Source organism: Actimicrobium sp. GrIS 1.19 (assembly GCF_035984655.1).
Classification (GTDB): Bacteria; Pseudomonadota; Gammaproteobacteria; order Burkholderiales; family Burkholderiaceae_D; genus Actimicrobium.
This window is the reverse complement of sequence record NZ_JAXCHT010000001.1, coordinates 72485-86831: the sequence shown is the minus strand read 5'-3', so window position 1 is coordinate 86831 and position 14347 is coordinate 72485. Positions and strand designations below refer to the sequence as shown.

The window sequence follows — 14347 nt, the reverse complement described above, 5'->3', positions numbered from 1 at the left end:
ACGTTGGGGCCCGCATTCCATTTGGCGAGCCCCATGCGTGATGTCGAGTTCGATTACGAAGCAGCCCTGTTTGCCTGCGCACGCGGCGAGCAGGCCGCGCTGCGGCGGCTGTACGAGCGCGAGGCGCGCTGGCTGATGGCAGTCGCCTTGCGCATCGTGCGTCGGAATGAGCTGGCCGACGAAGTGCTGCACGACGCCTTTCTGCGCATCTGGCAAAAGGCCGCCAGCTACAGCCCGGTGCTGGGCTCGGCGCGCGGCTGGATCTACAGCGTGGTGCGCTACCGTGCGCTCGATGTGGCGCGTGCGCACCGGCACGAAGCGGCGGCGCCGGACACCGTGCCGGACGAACTGGTCGCCGAGGATGCCGATCCGCTCGATCATCTGACCCGCGAACGCGCCGCCAGCGCACTGCATGATTGCCTCGCCCATCTTGACGAATCAAAGCGCGCCTGCATCTTGCTGGCGTATCAGGATGGCTATTCGCAAACCGAAATCGCCAGCACGCTGGCACGTCCGCTGGGCACCATCAAGGCCTGGACCCGGCGCGGCCTGCTGGCCCTGAAGGAGTGCCTGTCATGAATCCGAACGATCCTGACGAGCTGACTGTATTGGCCGGCGAATATGTACTGGGCGTGCTGGCGCCGGCCGATCGCGCCGTGCTGGAGCGTGAACTGACGCGTAATCGCGCGCTCGTCGCGGCGGTCGCGTTCTGGCAGGACCGCCTGCTTGAGATCGTGCCGGTGGAGCCGCCGGTCGCACCTGCGGCCGGCCTGTGGGCGCGTATCGAACGCAGCCTGCCGCAGGCGCGTCGCGCGGGCGGCCTCTGGAACAATCTGAATTTCTGGCGCATCGGCAGCATGGCCGCCATTGCCGCCTCGGTGTTGCTGACGCTGCGCCTGCTTGGCAGCGCACCGCAGCCACTGACGCCGCAGTATCTGGCGGTGTTGCAGGCGCCTGCTGCCGGCGCGCACTGGCTGGTCGAAATCGATGCCCGCGCCGTACATCTGCGACCGCTGGCGCCGACGGCCGTGATGGCCGGCAAGTCGCTGCAGTTCTGGACCAAGCCGGTCGGCGCCGCCGGACCGACCTCGCTTGGCCTGGTCCCGGCCGACCGGCCCACCACGATTGCCCTGAACCGCTTGCCTGCGCTCGGCGTCAACCAGTTGTTCGAGGTGACGCTGGAGCCTGCCGGCGGCTCGCCGCTGGATCGTCCGACCGGGCCGGTGCTGGCGGTCGGTCGCACGGTGCATCTGTAGCGCGGCACGATGCGCTACACTCTGGCGCTGCGGTGCGCCAATGCGCCGGCAGATCCAAATCAAAAATAACGGAGACCCCATGTCGATCAAATTGTGCAGCGTGCTGTTGGCGTCCCTGGTAACTGTTGCGCTGGCCGTTCCGGCGGCGGCGCAGATCAAGGTTGGCGTCACCGTCTCGGCCACCGGCCCGGCAGCGTCGCTCGGCATTCCCGAAAAGAATACCTTTGCGCTGATGCCGAAAACCATCGCCGGCAAAACCGTCGAGTACATCGTGCTCGACGACGCCACCGATACCACCACCGCCGTCAAGAACACCCGCAAGCTGATTACCGAAGACCATGTCGACCTGATCATCGGTTCGACCATCACGCCCAATTCGCTGGCCATGCTCGACATCGTCGCCGACGCCGAAACGCCGATGATCGCGATGGCAGCCTCGGCCTCGATCGTCGAGCCGGTCGAGGGCAAGCGCCGCTGGGCCTTCAAGACGCCGCAGAACGATTCGCACATGTCAACCGCGATCACCGGCCACATGGCTGACAACGGCATCAAGACAGTGGCCTTCATCGGCTTCAACGACGCCTACGGCGAAGGCTGGTATCGCGAGTTTGCCAAGCTGGCCGAGCTGCGCCATATCAAGGTGCTGGCCAACGAACGCTTCGCCCGCGCCGACACCTCGGTAACCGGACAGATCCTGAAGATTCTCGCCACCAATCCGGATGCAGTACTGATCGCCGGCTCCGGCACCCCGGCAGCGCTGCCGCAGAAAACCCTCAAGGAGCGCGGCTACAAGGGACAGATCTATCAAACCCATGGCGTGGCCAACAACGACTTCCTGCGCGTGTGCGGCAAGGATTGCGAAGGCACCTGGTTGCCGGCCGGCCCGCTGCTGGTGGCCGAGCAACTCGACAATGCCAATCCGGTCAGGCAGTCGGCACTGGCCTACAAGGCCGCGTATGAAAAAATGTACGGCGCCGGCACTGTCTCCACCTTTGGCGGACACGCGTGGGATGCCGGTCTGCTGCTGGCTGCCGCAGCGCCCGAGGCCTTGAAGCACGGCCAGCCGGGCACCAGGGAATTTCGCATCGCCCTGCGCGACGCGATCGAGAACACCAAAAACCTGGCCGGTGCGCACGGCATTTTCAATATGGGACCGAAGGATCATCTTGGCTTCGACCAGCGCGCCCGGGTGATGGTGAAAATCGTCGACGGCAAGTGGAAACTGGCAGGCGCCGCCAATTGATTGCTGCCTGAGATGGATTTTTCAGTCGCCGCCATTCTGGCGCAGGACGGCATTACCAGCGGCGCAATCTATGCGCTGCTGGCACTGGCGCTGGTGCTGGTCTTTTCCGTCACGCGCGTCATCTTCATTCCGCAGGGCGAGTTCGTTGCCTTCGGCGCGCTGACCATGGCGGCGCTGCAATCGAACCAGTTTGCCCAATCCGTCACGCTGCAGGTTGCACTCGGCGCGGCGGTGTTCGTGCAGGAAGTGGTGGCACGCTGGCGCGGCGGCGCGACCAACCTGCCCTGGGCCTTCATCAAATTCATCGTGTTGCCGCTGGCCTTGTTCGGTTTTGTCCGTAGCGTCGGCACGGCGCAGTTGCCAATCCTGGTGCAGGTCGCGCTGGCGCTGGCGATCGTGGTGCCGCTGGGGCCGATGATTTACCGGCTGGCGTTTGCGCCACTGGCCGAAGCCAGCACGCTGGTGCTGCTGATCGTCTCGGTCGGCGTGCACTTCGCGCTGCTCGGGCTGGGCCTGGTCATGTTTGGCGCCGAAGGGGCGCGCACCACGCCGTTCTCGGATGCGCACCTCAGTTTCGGCGCGCTGCAGGTGTCGGGACAATCGCTGGTGATTCTGGCAGTGTCGCTGAGCCTGATTCTCACGCTGTATCTGTATTTCGATCGCACCCTGTCCGGCAAGGCGCTGCGCGCCACCGCCATCAACCGGCGCGGTGCGCAACTGGTCGGCATCGGCACCACCCAGGCCGGACGGCTGGCGTTCACGCTGGCGGCCGGACTGGGTGCGTTGTGCGGCGTGTTGATTGCGCCGCTGACCACCGTGTATTACGACAGCGGGTTTCTGATCGGACTGAAAGGCTTCGTCGGCGCGATTCTGGGCGGGCTCGGCAGTTATCCGATTGCGGCGGCGGGCGCGTTGCTGGTCGGCCTGCTGGAATCGTATGCGTCGTTCTGGGCCAGCGCCTTCAAGGAAGTGATCGTGTTTACGCTGATCATCCCGGTGCTGCTGTGGCGTTCGCTGACCACCAGCCATGCCGATGAGGGCGAACAATGAGGCGCCTGCCGCTGTTCGCGTTCATCGCCGTGCTGGTGTTGCTGCCGCTGCTGCCGACGCCGGAATTCTGGATCACGCTGGGCAATTACATCGGCCTGTACGCGCTGGTCGCGCTCGGGCTGGTGCTGCTCACCGGCGTCGGCGGCATGACCTCGTTCGGCCAGGCCGCGTTCGTCGGACTGGGCGCGTATGCCACCGCGTATCTGACCACCCAGCTCGGCTGGTCGCCGTGGCTCGGGCTGCTGGCCGGCCTGCTGGTGACTGCCGCGACGGCGTTCGCACTGGGTGCGATCACGATGCGGCTGTCCGGCCACTATCTGCCGCTGGGCACGATCGCGTGGGGGCTCTCGCTGTTCTTCTTGTTCGGCAATCTGGAATTCCTCGGCAAGTTCGATGGCTTGAACGGCATTCCGGCGATCTCCCTGTTCGGCCTCACGCTGCAATCGGGACGGGCCATGTTCTGCCTGATCTGGCTGATCGTGATGCTGGCGTTGCTGGCCCTGCAGAACCTGCTCGATTCGCGCCCCGGTCGTGCCATTCGCGCCCTCAACGGCAGCACCCTGATGGCTGAAGCGATGGGGGTCAATACGGCCTGGCTGAAGATGGTCTGCTTCGTCATCGCCGCCTTGCTGGCGAGTGTCTCGGGCTGGCTGTATGCGCACCTGCAGCGCGCCGTCAATCCGACGCCGTTCGGACTCAATGCCGGCATCGAGTACCTGTTCATGGCGGTCGTCGGCGGCGCTGGCCATGTCTGGGGCGCGCTGCTCGGTTCGGCCCTGCTGACGGTGCTCAAGGACCAGTTGCAGTCGATCCTGCCAAAGCTGCTCGGCAGTGCCGGCAATTTCGAGATCATCGTGTTCGGCGTGATGATGGTGCTGCTGCTGCAGAACGCCCGCGACGGCTTGTGGCCGCTGCTGCGCAGCTGGATGCCACGCGCCGCGGCGCCGGACATTCCGGCGACCGCCGCCAGTTTGCCGCGACGGGCGAAGCCACTTTCCGGCGCCGTGCTGCTGGACGTGCAACAGGTCAGCAAACGCTTCGGCGGACTGGTGGCGGTCAACGAGATGGGTTTCCAGATCCGCGCCGGCGAAATCGTCGGCCTGATCGGACCGAATGGCGCCGGCAAATCGACCATGTTCAATCTGCTCACCGGCGTGTTGCCGGTCAGTTCCGGGCAGATCCTGTTTGCCGATGCGCGCATCGACGGCTTGCCGTCGCGCGAGATTGTCCGGCGCGGTATCGGCCGCACCTTTCAGCATGTGCGCTTGCTGCCGGCCATGTCGGTGCTGGAGAACGTCGCGCTGGGCGCGCATCTGCGCGGCAGCTTTGGCGTCGTCGCCAGCATCGTGCGCGCCAATCGCGGCGAGGAGCAACGGCTGCTGTTCGAGGCCCGTTGCCAGCTGGAGCGGGTCGGGCTGGGCCAGTTGCTGCAGGAGGAAGCCGGCAGTCTCGCGCTGGGCCAGCAACGCCTGCTCGAAATCGCCCGTGCGCTGTGTTGCGATCCGACCCTGCTGCTGCTGGATGAACCGGCCGCCGGGCTGCGCCATCAGGAAAAAGCGGCGCTGGCTGCGTTGCTGCGCAAACTGAAAACCGAAGGCGTCAGCATTTTGCTGGTCGAACATGACATGGATTTCGTGATGACGTTGACCGATCGCTTGGTGGTGATGGAGTTCGGCAGCCGCATCGCCGAAGGCACGCCCGCCGAGATCCAGAACAACGCGGCAGTGCTGGCTGCCTATCTGGGCGGGGTGGACTGATGGCGCTGCTGGAAGTCACCGATCTGCACGTCGGCTACGGCAAGGTCGATGCGCTGCACGGTGCCACTTTGCAGGTCGATGCCGGCCAGATCGCCACCGTGATCGGACCCAACGGCGCCGGCAAATCGACGCTGCTCAACGCCCTCGCCGGCGCACTGCCTGGCAACGGGCACCAGCGTGGCGCGGTGCGTTTCATGGATCAGGATTTGCACAAGGTCGCCATCGAAGCCCGGGTCGCGCGCGGGGTCTCGCTGGTGCCGGAAAAACGCGAGCTGTTCGCCAGCATGAGCGTCGAAGACAATCTGCTGCTGGGCAGTTACCGACGCTATCAGGCGCGCGAACGCAACCATGCGGACCAATTGCCGGTGGTGTTCGCGCTGTTCCCGCGCCTGCACGAACGGCGCCGGCAACAGGCCGGTACGCTGTCGGGTGGTGAACGGCAGATGCTGGCGCTGGGACGCGCGCTGATGGGCAAGCCGCAGCTACTGATGCTGGACGAACCAAGCCTTGGGCTGGCGCCGTTGATCGTCAAGGAAATCTTCCAGATCATCGTTCAGCTCAAGCAAACCGGCGTCGCCATCCTGCTGGTCGAGCAGAATGCGCGGGCCGCCCTGCAGGTGGCCGATCATGCCTACGTGCTGGAAACCGGCGAGATCGTGATGCAGGGTCCGGCCGCGCAGCTGGCACAGGACCCGAGAGTCGTCGAGACCTATCTGGGTCTGGCCAGGACACAGCGATAACCGCGCTCAGGCGCGCCGGTTCACTCGGATTCCAGTGCCCGGACGATGGCAATCGTGGCGGCGTCGCCGCTGTGTTCGGCGGCGGCCAACAGGGTTGACCCGTCCGGTGCGGGAGCCAGCAACCCGAGGCGTTGCTCGATCGGCACCAGATCGCGCAGTTCGGTGAACGCCGCGATTGCGTCGGCTTTTCCCTGGGCAGCAGCGATGAACAGGCCGGATCGCCCGATCCCATCCTTGGCTGCCAGCAAATCGAACCGTTGTTCCTGTGGAACCAGTTCCAGCAACGCGCGCCACGCCCTGACGGTTTCGGCATGCCCCTCCGCGAGTGCGGCGTGAAGTGCCGGTATGCCGTTGCTAGCGCAGGCCGCCACCAGCGCCGCACGGTGCTGCTCTGGTACTTTGATCAGCAGACCGGAAAATGCACGGACCGCAGCGTGATTTCCTCCAAGAGCGGCGCGAAACAGTCCAGGTGAGCCGTCGGGCGAGACTGCCGCAAGCAACGCTTCCCGTTGTTCTTCCGGCACCGTGTCAATCAGTTCGCCGAAGGCTTCGATCACCTCGGCATGCCCTAAACGCAGTGCAAAATGCAATGCCGGCGAACCGTTGTGATTGTTGGCGGCGACCAGTTCGGCGCGAGCCGAGGGCGGGACCTGTGACAACAAGGGGGCGAACGCGCGGATCGCAGCGAAATTGTTTTCGTGTGCGGCAAAAAACAATCCGGGTACGTTGGCTGACGATCGCGCCGCCAGCACCGTCAGTCGGTCAGCCTCGGGCAGAGCCTCGATCAAGGATTGCATTGCGCGCATTGCATCGGGCAGGTTTTGACGCATCAAAGAGTACAGCATGGGCTGCGCTGTCGTCCGGCCGGACGGACTTAACAGCGGCCTGCGCTCTGCCTCTGGTACAAGCCGCATCAGCTCGGCATACGCCCGCACAGCCTCAAAATTTGATTTCTCCAAGGCCGCCATCAAGTAAGTCTCACCGCTACCTTTCAGATCGGTGGTGTCAATCAATGCGGCCCGAAGCGCCTCGGGCACTTGTCCTAATAACACGCAGAATGCACGGATGGCATCGGCGTGCCCCGCCAGCATGGCAAGATGCAGTCCGCGGTCGTCGTCGAAGCGGCGCGCCGTCAGCAGCGCGATTTTCTCGTCCACCGACATGCGCCTCATTTGTTCTGAAATAGCCCGGATCTCTGCGCCGAAATTTTCGATCATCAGCCGGAATAACAGCCCGCTATCGGGCGTGCATTCCTGGCTCATCAGGCTGCGATCGCGGTGCGAGGCGGCGGGTGCGTCGGCGCCCCCGGGCTCGCACACGAACAGCATCGTTGCCGGTTCCGCTTCCTGAAAGTACTGGGCGACCAGGCGCGCATCGTCGATAAAGGAACCGACGCTGAAATGCTCGAACGTCGCCAACGACGACGAACTGGCACGGGCGTGATGCAAGGTGCGGTTCGGGTCAAAAAACTTCACGACGAAAACCGGCGTTCCGTCGGGATCCTTCTTGATGCGCAGTCCGACACTCATCGCATGATCGCTGGAATTGGCGAGCAACACCATGCTGGTCGCGTCGCTATCAAGCATTTGCCTGAATTTTGCGCCAAGAAACCTCCCGAAATGTTCATTCCTGATCAAATGTACTTCGGTTGCACTGGCCTTCAACGCATCAAAACGATCTGTACTTTCCGGTTTGACGCGCGCTTCAATGCTGGGAATATCCTTGAAGTTGTTGTAGTTGAATTTTTGTTGTGGATCTGTGTTCCATTCATCGATAACGACCGCAGCCAGATTCGCGCAGACGGCATTTTTCCCTGTCGCCACGCCATCACTGCCGATCAGCCGGGCGCGCCCGTTGAGACAGAGCATGTTGCGCGCTGCATCAACACGATCTCCGTCTTCCGTTTTCGGGGCGCGATAGGGGTAGCGCTTGATGACCGCTTTCAATCCGTCGTCGACCAAACCAGGTTTCAACAAGGCTGCCTGCAACAGCGAATCATTAAAAGGCCGTGCCAGAACCCGCTCGATATGGTCGTCGCTGAGTAACAGGGCGAAGCCGCGCAGGGAGTCTCTCCTGTCATTCTGGATTGCGTGTACCACCGCCTGTTTGAGTTGGGTGTCCATGGGCACGAGCGAGCGATGTGCGACTGCCGCCGGGTGAAACAGGCTTGAGAGCAACTCTTTTCGCTTGGCGGCGCCGTAACGCGGCAGATCGCGCAACTTGCGGTCGAGCGGCGTCATCTGACCGTGTTGCGGGCCGTCGACGCCGGCAGGGTAGAGCGTGGCGATGAGCTCGGCGAGCCGTTGCTGATCGGTTGGTCCGGTCACAGGGCGGACGGGCGTCCCTTTAAAGGTGTTGGCTGAACTTCGCATGACGATGTTTCATTGAAATAAAAAAGTCCGCGTCGGATAAGCGAGCGGGTGCTTTGGCGCACACGATTGTGCGATGTCGCCAATTGGTGGCATTGCGTATGACATCGTTCCATGTGATGGGTGGCGATTGAACACTTCGCGCGTGCCAAGGCATGAAAAAACGGCCATTGCTTGATGCAATGGCCGTTGTCGGATGGCGCCAAAGACGTCAGGTTTAACGCTTGCCGTCACCCATCGGCCCCATGTGTTCCATCCGGTGCTTGAAATGCTCGGCGGCCTTTAGGCGCTGGGCTGGCGTGAGCACCTCGGCGATGTCGGCCAGTGCGGTCGTCATGCGGCGCGACATCTGGTCGGCGTTCTGGACCTGGCTGGCGCGCACTTTTTCGATTGCAGCGCGATCGATGGTGGGTTGGCTGAGGAGCGAGACCATCTGTTCGTGCGCGGCACGATGCTGATCACGCAGGGTTTTCATATCGGCCGCCGCCGCGGTGGCGATCACCTTGACCTTGGCTTTTTGCTCGGCAGTGCCGTCGGGCAGGACATGCTCGATCATCTTGTCGATGTGCTTGGCGGTCATTTCCGGCGTCATCGGCCCGTGCATGGAACGGTGATGGCCGCCACGGCCGGGCGCGTCGTCAGCGTAGCTCAGACCTGCCAGCGCGGCGCTGCCCAGCAGCAGCGCGCTGACGGCGGTGATGGCCCAGCGACGGGGCCTGGATGAAAGGCGAGTAATGCGGGATTGCGTGGACATGATGGTCTTCCTCAGTGTGGTGGGTGCAGACAGGTTTCTGTCTGCATCTCCGCACTGTAAAGACCGGATGTAGTGGCAGCGTGTTGGGCAGGTAAAGTTTTGTAAAACAACGTTGCCGTCTACTGCTTCGCCGCTGCCTTGATCTTGCCCTGATCGCCGGCCAGCACGACGCTCAGCCGGGCCGGGTCGATCGCCTTGCGAAACGCCGCATTGACCTGCGCAGCCGTCAGCGCCGCGATGTGCGCCTCGAACTGCTTGCTCCAGGCAAAGGTGCGGTCAAGGTACAGGTACGTATTCCAGCCGCTGGCAAGGCTGCCGTCCTGTGCACGCGTTTGCACGCGCTGCTGCAGCAAGCCGGACTTGGCGCGGGCGATTTCTTCGGCGCTGAAACCCTCCTTGAGCACGCGCTCCAGTTCGGCGCGCACCGCCGCATCCACCTTGGCCAGATTTTGTGGGGCGGCGATGGCGCTGATGCTGAAGCTGCCGGCGCGGTCGATCGTTCCGGGGTTGAGGGACGAGCCGCCGCCATACGACAAGCCGTCTTTTTGTCGCAGCCGTTCCATCAGGCGCGAGTTCAGCCCGGCGCCGCCGCCGAACAGATAATCGGCCACCGCCAGTGCCGGATAGTCGGCGTCGTCATCCCGCAAGTCGAGGTTCAGGCGCGCGCTGTAATAGCCGTTTTCCTTTTCCGGGGTGTCGATCATCTTGCGCAATGGCGTGACATCGAAATTGCGTTGCGTCAGGCGCGTGTAGGGTGCCGCGCTGCGCCAGTTGGCGAATTCCTCGGTGATGAGGCCGGCGGTTGCATCGGCATCGAAGTCGCCCACCACCGAGATTTCGGCTTGCGAAATGCCGTAGAACTTCTTGTGATACGCCTTGACCTGGTCGAGGGTCGCAGCCTTGAGCTCGGCAATCTGCTCGTCGATGCTCTGGAAGGCGCGCCAGTCGCCCTTGGGATACTGGTTGAAGTGACGCGACATGACTTGCGCGGCCAGCACTTGCGGTTCATTGCGTTGCGCCTCGATCCCGACCAGGCTCTGGCTGCGCAGCTGTTCGAACTCGGAGGCGGGAAAGCTCGGTTCCTTGAGCACATGGGCCACCAGTTTCAATGCCGCCGGAAGATTCTCGCGCGTGGTCTGGAAGCGGAACAGGCTGCCGCTGAACTTGAGCTTGTCAAACGCATCGCTCAGTTGTGCACGGCTGTATTTGCTGGTGCCGCGCATGAGCATGCTGGAGGTCAGGCTTGCAATGGTCTGCTGGCCGAACAGCGTTTGCTCGTCACCCCAGTGCAGATTGATGGCCACCGAGACGGTTTCGCCACGGGTTTTCTTCGGCAGCAGGGCCAGCTTGATGCCTTCCGCATTGCTGAGCCGGGTGCGCTTGAGGATGTTGTCCTGGTTGGGTTCAAAGGCTTCGCCCGCATTGCTGTCGGTCTTCGCGACATAGTCCTTGAGCAGTGCTTGCGGCGACGGCGCGACAGGTATCTCGGCACGTTGTGGATTGTCTTCCGGCAGAAACATGCCGGTGGTCCGATTGTCGCGTTTGAAGTAACGCGTGGCGGCGGCAGCGACTTCGGCACTGGTGACCTTGGCCAACTGGTCGCGGCTCTGAAACAGCAAGCGCCAGTCGCCCAGGGCGATGGCTTCCGACATCCCGACACCGATGCGCTGGTGATCGTTGAGCATCTTTTCGATCTGATTCGCATTGTCGCGCCGCACCCGCTCCATTTCCTCGTCGGTGGGCGGCGTTTGCCCGAACGATTCAACCGCTTCGATCAGCGCATCGCGCACCGGCTCGATCGGATCGCCCTTCTTGACCACCGCGCCGATGATCTGCAATCCGGGCGCAAGGCCGCCGATGGATTGGCTGAATACCTGCGAGGCCTTGCCGGTTTCCACCAGCAGCTTGTGCAGCCGCCCGTTCGGCACATCGGTCATGATGTCGGCCGCAAACGACAGCGCATCGCTGTCCGGATGCAGGCCGCTCGGCATCTTGTAGCCGAGGCTGACGATCTGGATGTCGCCCTTGCGCCGCACCGTGAAGCTGCGTTCGCCATCCTGGGTCGGCTCCACTGTCCAGAATACCGGCAGCTTGCGCTTTGGCCTGGGGATGACGCCAAACGATTTGCTGATTTGCGCCAGCGTGCCGTTGACCTCGAACTTGCCGGCCACCAGCAGCACCGCATTGTCCGGCTGATACCAGGTGCGATAAAACGCCTGCAGGTTGTCGATGCCGACGTTCTCGATATCGCTGCGGTTGCCAATGGTCGGATTGCCGTAATTGTGCCAATCGAAGGCCACGCTTTGCATGCGCTTGTGCAGCACTGCGCCGGGCGAATTCTCGCCGCTCTCGAACTCGTTGCGCACTACAGTCATCTCGGAATCCAGATCCTTGCGGGCGATGAACGAATGCACCATCCGGTCGGCTTCCATGTCCAGCGCCCACTTCAGGTTGTCATTGCTGGCCTGAAAAAATTCATAGTAATTGGTGCGGTCGAGCGAGGTCGTGCCGTTCATCTGCATGCCGCGCTGGTTGAATTCCTTGACCACGCTCGGGTTCTTCGGCGAGCCCTTGAACATCATGTGTTCGAGCAGATGCGCCATGCCGGTTTCGCCGTAATTTTCCTGGCGCGAGCCGACCAGATACGTGACATTGACGGTAATGGTGGGTTTCGACACATCCGGGAACAGCAACACCTTCAGGCCGTTGGGAAGACGGTATTCGGTGATGCCTTCGATGCTGCTGACGCGGGTCACGCCGGCGGGCAATTCCGCCGCTTGCGCGCCATGCGCCAGCAACGTGACAACAAACAGCGTGCCGATCAGTTTTCTGCAGCGTTGCAACATGATGATTGCCTTGTCATTAAAAATTCGGGGAGGGGTGCGCGCAGACGCTGCAGGCAGGATCGCGACGCACCTTGACGCTGTTCCATTCCATCGCGCGGGCGTCGAGCATTTGCAGCGTGCCGGCCAACGAGGTGCCAATGCCGAGTATCAGTTTCAGCGCTTCGGCCGCCTGCATGCTGCCGATGATGCCGACCACCGGGGCGAACACGCCGAGCGCCGAACACAGGGTCTCTTCAAATACGTGATCGGGCGGGAACAGGCAAGCGTAACAGGGTGACAGCGGGTCGCGCGCATCGAACACGGTGACCTGGCCATCAAAGCGGATCGCCGCGCCGGACACCAGCGGCACACGATGCGCCACGCAGGCGCGATTGATCGCGTGGCGGGTGGCGAAGTTGTCGGTGCAGTCGAGTACCACGCTGGCGCCCGGGATCAAGGCATTCAGGTTCGCCGCCGTGCCCGCCAGATCCAGCGCGATCACCTCGATGTCCGGGTTGATGCCGGCCAGCGTATGCCTGGCCGAGTCGACCTTGGCGCGACCGATATGGGCGGTCGTGTGCACGATCTGGCGCTGCAGATTGGTCAAGTCGACCTGGTCATGATCCAGCAGCGTGATCTTGCCCACGCCCGCCGCCGCCAGATACATGGCGGCCGGAGAGCCAAGGCCACCGGCTCCGACGATCAGCACCTGAGCCGCAGCGATGCGCCGCTGGCCGTCGATACCGATTTCGTCGAGCAGAATATGGCGCGAGTAGCGCAGCAGTTGATCGTCAGTCATCCGGCGTTGGTTTCGAACAGGAGCCACCAATGGAAAAGGCCGCATTGCTGCGGCCCCTGATGCATGCGCCGACGGTCATTTCTTGTCGTTGGCTTTCTTGTCTTCTTTTTTATCGTCCTTCTTGTCTTCCTCACTGTCCTTGCGCACTTCAGGCTTGGCCTTGGATATCTGCACCGGCAAGCCTTTCAACTGGTTCAACGCCTGTGCCAGCTGGAAATCATCCTTGCTGCCAAATTCGAGCGGCTTGCGCTTTTTCTCGATGGCAGCGATGCGACGGGCTTCCTCAACTTCGTCGAAAGCCGGTTTGGCGGCCTCGATGGCAGCCTTTTCCTTGTCGTTGATCAGATGCTTTTGCAGATCGGCTTCATGCAACCGGAAGCTGTTGAGGCCATCGCCGTCGGCGTATTCATCCACCATCACGTCCGGAACGATGCCCTTGGCCTGAATCGAACGGCCATTTGGCGTGTAGTAACGCGCGGTAGTGAGCTTGATGGCGGTGTCGGCGGACAGTTGACGGATCGTCTGGACCGAGCCCTTGCCGAAGCTTTGCGTGCCCATGATCGTTGCGCGCTTGTAGTCCTGCAACGCGCCGGCAACGATTTCGGATGCCGATGCGGAACCGGCATTGATCAACACCACCATCGGCACTTTTTTCAGGGCTTCAGGGAGCTTGGCCAGTGGATCGCCGAACCCGCGAGCTCCGTAGAACTCACGTCGTGCGTAAAAGGTTTGCTTGGAATCGGCCAGCTGGCCGTTGGTCGAGACCACCACCGATTCCTTCGGAAGAAACGCTGCCGAGACGCCAATCGCACCGGGCAGCACGCCACCCGGATCGTTGCGCAAATCGAGCACCAGACCCTTGATGTTCGGGTCCTGCGCATACAGCGCGGTGATCTTCTTGGCCATGTCTTCGACGGTCGGCTCCTGGAATTGCGCCACCCGCACCCACGCATAGCCAGGCTCGACGATTTTCGATTTCACGCTTTGCACGCGAATTTCCTGGCGAATGATGGTGACGATGATCGGCTTGTCTTCGTCCTTGCGGGCAATCGTCAGCGTGATCTTGCTGTTCGGTTCGCCGCGCATTTTCTTGACCGCTTCTTCCAGCGTCAAGCCTTTGGTCGGGGTATTGTCGAGACGGGTGATCAGATCACCGGCCTTGAGTCCGGCGCGGTAGGCCGGCGAATCCTCGATCGGTGAAATCACCTTGACGAATCCGTCTTCGACGCCGACTTCAATGCCGAGGCCGACGAATTTGCCCTGGGTGCCCTCACGCAGCTCCTTGAAGGCCTTCTTGTCCAGATAGGCCGAATGCGGATCAAGCGACGCGACCATGCCGGAAATGGCTTCGGTCAGCAGCTTCTTGTCTTCGACATTCTCGACATAATCGGACTTGATCAGGCCGAACACATCGGCAAGCTGGCGCAACTCTTCAATCGGGAGCGGGGAGCCAACGTTTTTTTGCGCCAAGGCGTCGAACTGCATCGAGCCGGCAATGCCGGCAACCACGCCTAAACCTATCAGACCGATATTCTTGAGTTTGATGCTCATGTT

11 protein-coding genes are annotated in these 14347 nt (G+C 62.4%); 6 read left to right on the top strand and 5 right to left on the bottom strand.

Features of this window, described 5'->3' with window-relative positions:
• Positions 1 to 33 precede the first annotated feature (33 nt).
• From RCH09_RS00425 to RCH09_RS00400, 6 genes are all read left to right on the top strand, one after another.
• Complete coding sequence (locus RCH09_RS00425; protein WP_326939039.1) at positions 34 to 579, top strand: sigma-70 family RNA polymerase sigma factor; 546 nt, start codon at positions 34 to 36, stop codon at positions 577 to 579.
• Positions 576 to 1256: an anti-sigma factor gene (locus RCH09_RS00420; protein WP_326939038.1), complete on the top strand. Its 681-nt coding sequence runs from the start codon at positions 576 to 578 to the stop codon at positions 1254 to 1256. Before RCH09_RS00425 ends, RCH09_RS00420 begins: the two co-directional genes overlap by 4 nt.
• A 79-nt stretch (positions 1257 to 1335) precedes the next feature.
• Positions 1336 to 2499, top strand: coding sequence for an ABC transporter substrate-binding protein (locus RCH09_RS00415; RefSeq protein ID WP_326939037.1), 1164 nt, complete (start codon positions 1336 to 1338; stop codon positions 2497 to 2499).
• A 12-nt stretch (positions 2500 to 2511) separates the two neighbouring features.
• Complete coding sequence (locus RCH09_RS00410; RefSeq protein ID WP_326939036.1) at positions 2512 to 3549, top strand: branched-chain amino acid ABC transporter permease; 1038 nt, start codon at positions 2512 to 2514, stop codon at positions 3547 to 3549.
• Entirely contained in the window at positions 3546 to 5306 is a 1761-nt protein-coding gene (locus tag RCH09_RS00405; RefSeq protein ID WP_326939035.1) for a branched-chain amino acid ABC transporter ATP-binding protein/permease, read from the top strand. The genes RCH09_RS00410 and RCH09_RS00405 overlap by 4 nt, the downstream gene beginning before the upstream one ends.
• Entirely contained in the window at positions 5306 to 6046 is a 741-nt protein-coding gene (locus RCH09_RS00400) for an ABC transporter ATP-binding protein (protein ID WP_326939033.1), read from the top strand. Before RCH09_RS00405 ends, RCH09_RS00400 begins: the two co-directional genes overlap by 1 nt.
• Before the next feature lie 20 nt (positions 6047 to 6066).
• On the opposite strand, the gene RCH09_RS00395 is transcribed toward RCH09_RS00400, so the two are convergent.
• From RCH09_RS00395 to RCH09_RS00375, 5 genes are all read right to left on the bottom strand, one after another.
• On the bottom strand, positions 6067 to 8418 hold the full coding sequence (locus RCH09_RS00395) for a ShET2/EspL2 family type III secretion system effector toxin (RefSeq protein ID WP_326939032.1): 2352 nt from the start codon (positions 8416 to 8418) through the stop codon (positions 6067 to 6069).
• A gap of 214 nt (positions 8419 to 8632) precedes the next feature.
• A complete protein-coding gene (locus RCH09_RS00390; RefSeq protein WP_326939031.1) occupies positions 8633 to 9169 on the bottom strand; it encodes a Spy/CpxP family protein refolding chaperone in 537 nt (178 codons plus the stop codon).
• Positions 9170 to 9288: 119 nt separating this feature from the next.
• Positions 9289 to 12015, bottom strand: coding sequence for a M16 family metallopeptidase (locus RCH09_RS00385; RefSeq protein WP_326939030.1), 2727 nt, complete (start codon positions 12013 to 12015; stop codon positions 9289 to 9291).
• A 16-nt stretch (positions 12016 to 12031) separates the two neighbouring features.
• Positions 12032 to 12793 carry a HesA/MoeB/ThiF family protein gene (locus tag RCH09_RS00380; protein WP_326939029.1) on the bottom strand — a complete coding sequence of 254 codons (762 nt, stop codon included), beginning with the start codon at positions 12791 to 12793 and terminating at the stop codon, positions 12032 to 12034.
• A 75-nt stretch (positions 12794 to 12868) separates the two neighbouring features.
• Complete coding sequence (locus tag RCH09_RS00375; protein ID WP_326939028.1) at positions 12869 to 14344, bottom strand: S41 family peptidase; 1476 nt, start codon at positions 14342 to 14344, stop codon at positions 12869 to 12871.
• Positions 14345 to 14347: the final 3 nt, after the last annotated feature.

Excerpts from the sequence above, each read along its gene's own strand:
- RCH09_RS00415 (WP_326939037.1), top strand. The coding sequence starts at position 1,336 with ATGTCGATCAAATTGTGCAGCGTGCTGTTGGCGTCCCTGGTAACTGTT.
- RCH09_RS00380 (WP_326939029.1), bottom strand. The coding sequence starts at position 12,793 with ATGACTGACGATCAACTGCTGCGCTACTCGCGCCATATTCTGCTCGAC.
- RCH09_RS00425 (WP_326939039.1), top strand. The coding sequence starts at position 34 with ATGCGTGATGTCGAGTTCGATTACGAAGCAGCCCTGTTTGCCTGCGCA.
- RCH09_RS00410 (WP_326939036.1), top strand. The coding sequence starts at position 2,512 with ATGGATTTTTCAGTCGCCGCCATTCTGGCGCAGGACGGCATTACCAGC.
- RCH09_RS00400 (WP_326939033.1), top strand. The coding sequence starts at position 5,306 with ATGGCGCTGCTGGAAGTCACCGATCTGCACGTCGGCTACGGCAAGGTC.
- RCH09_RS00420 (WP_326939038.1), top strand. The coding sequence starts at position 576 with ATGAATCCGAACGATCCTGACGAGCTGACTGTATTGGCCGGCGAATAT.
- RCH09_RS00385 (WP_326939030.1), bottom strand. The coding sequence starts at position 12,015 with ATGTTGCAACGCTGCAGAAAACTGATCGGCACGCTGTTTGTTGTCACG.
- RCH09_RS00375 (WP_326939028.1), bottom strand. The coding sequence starts at position 14,344 with ATGAGCATCAAACTCAAGAATATCGGTCTGATAGGTTTAGGCGTGGTT.
- RCH09_RS00390 (WP_326939031.1), bottom strand. The coding sequence starts at position 9,169 with ATGTCCACGCAATCCCGCATTACTCGCCTTTCATCCAGGCCCCGTCGC.
- RCH09_RS00395 (WP_326939032.1), bottom strand. The coding sequence starts at position 8,418 with ATGCGAAGTTCAGCCAACACCTTTAAAGGGACGCCCGTCCGCCCTGTG.
- RCH09_RS00405 (WP_326939035.1), top strand. The coding sequence starts at position 3,546 with ATGAGGCGCCTGCCGCTGTTCGCGTTCATCGCCGTGCTGGTGTTGCTG.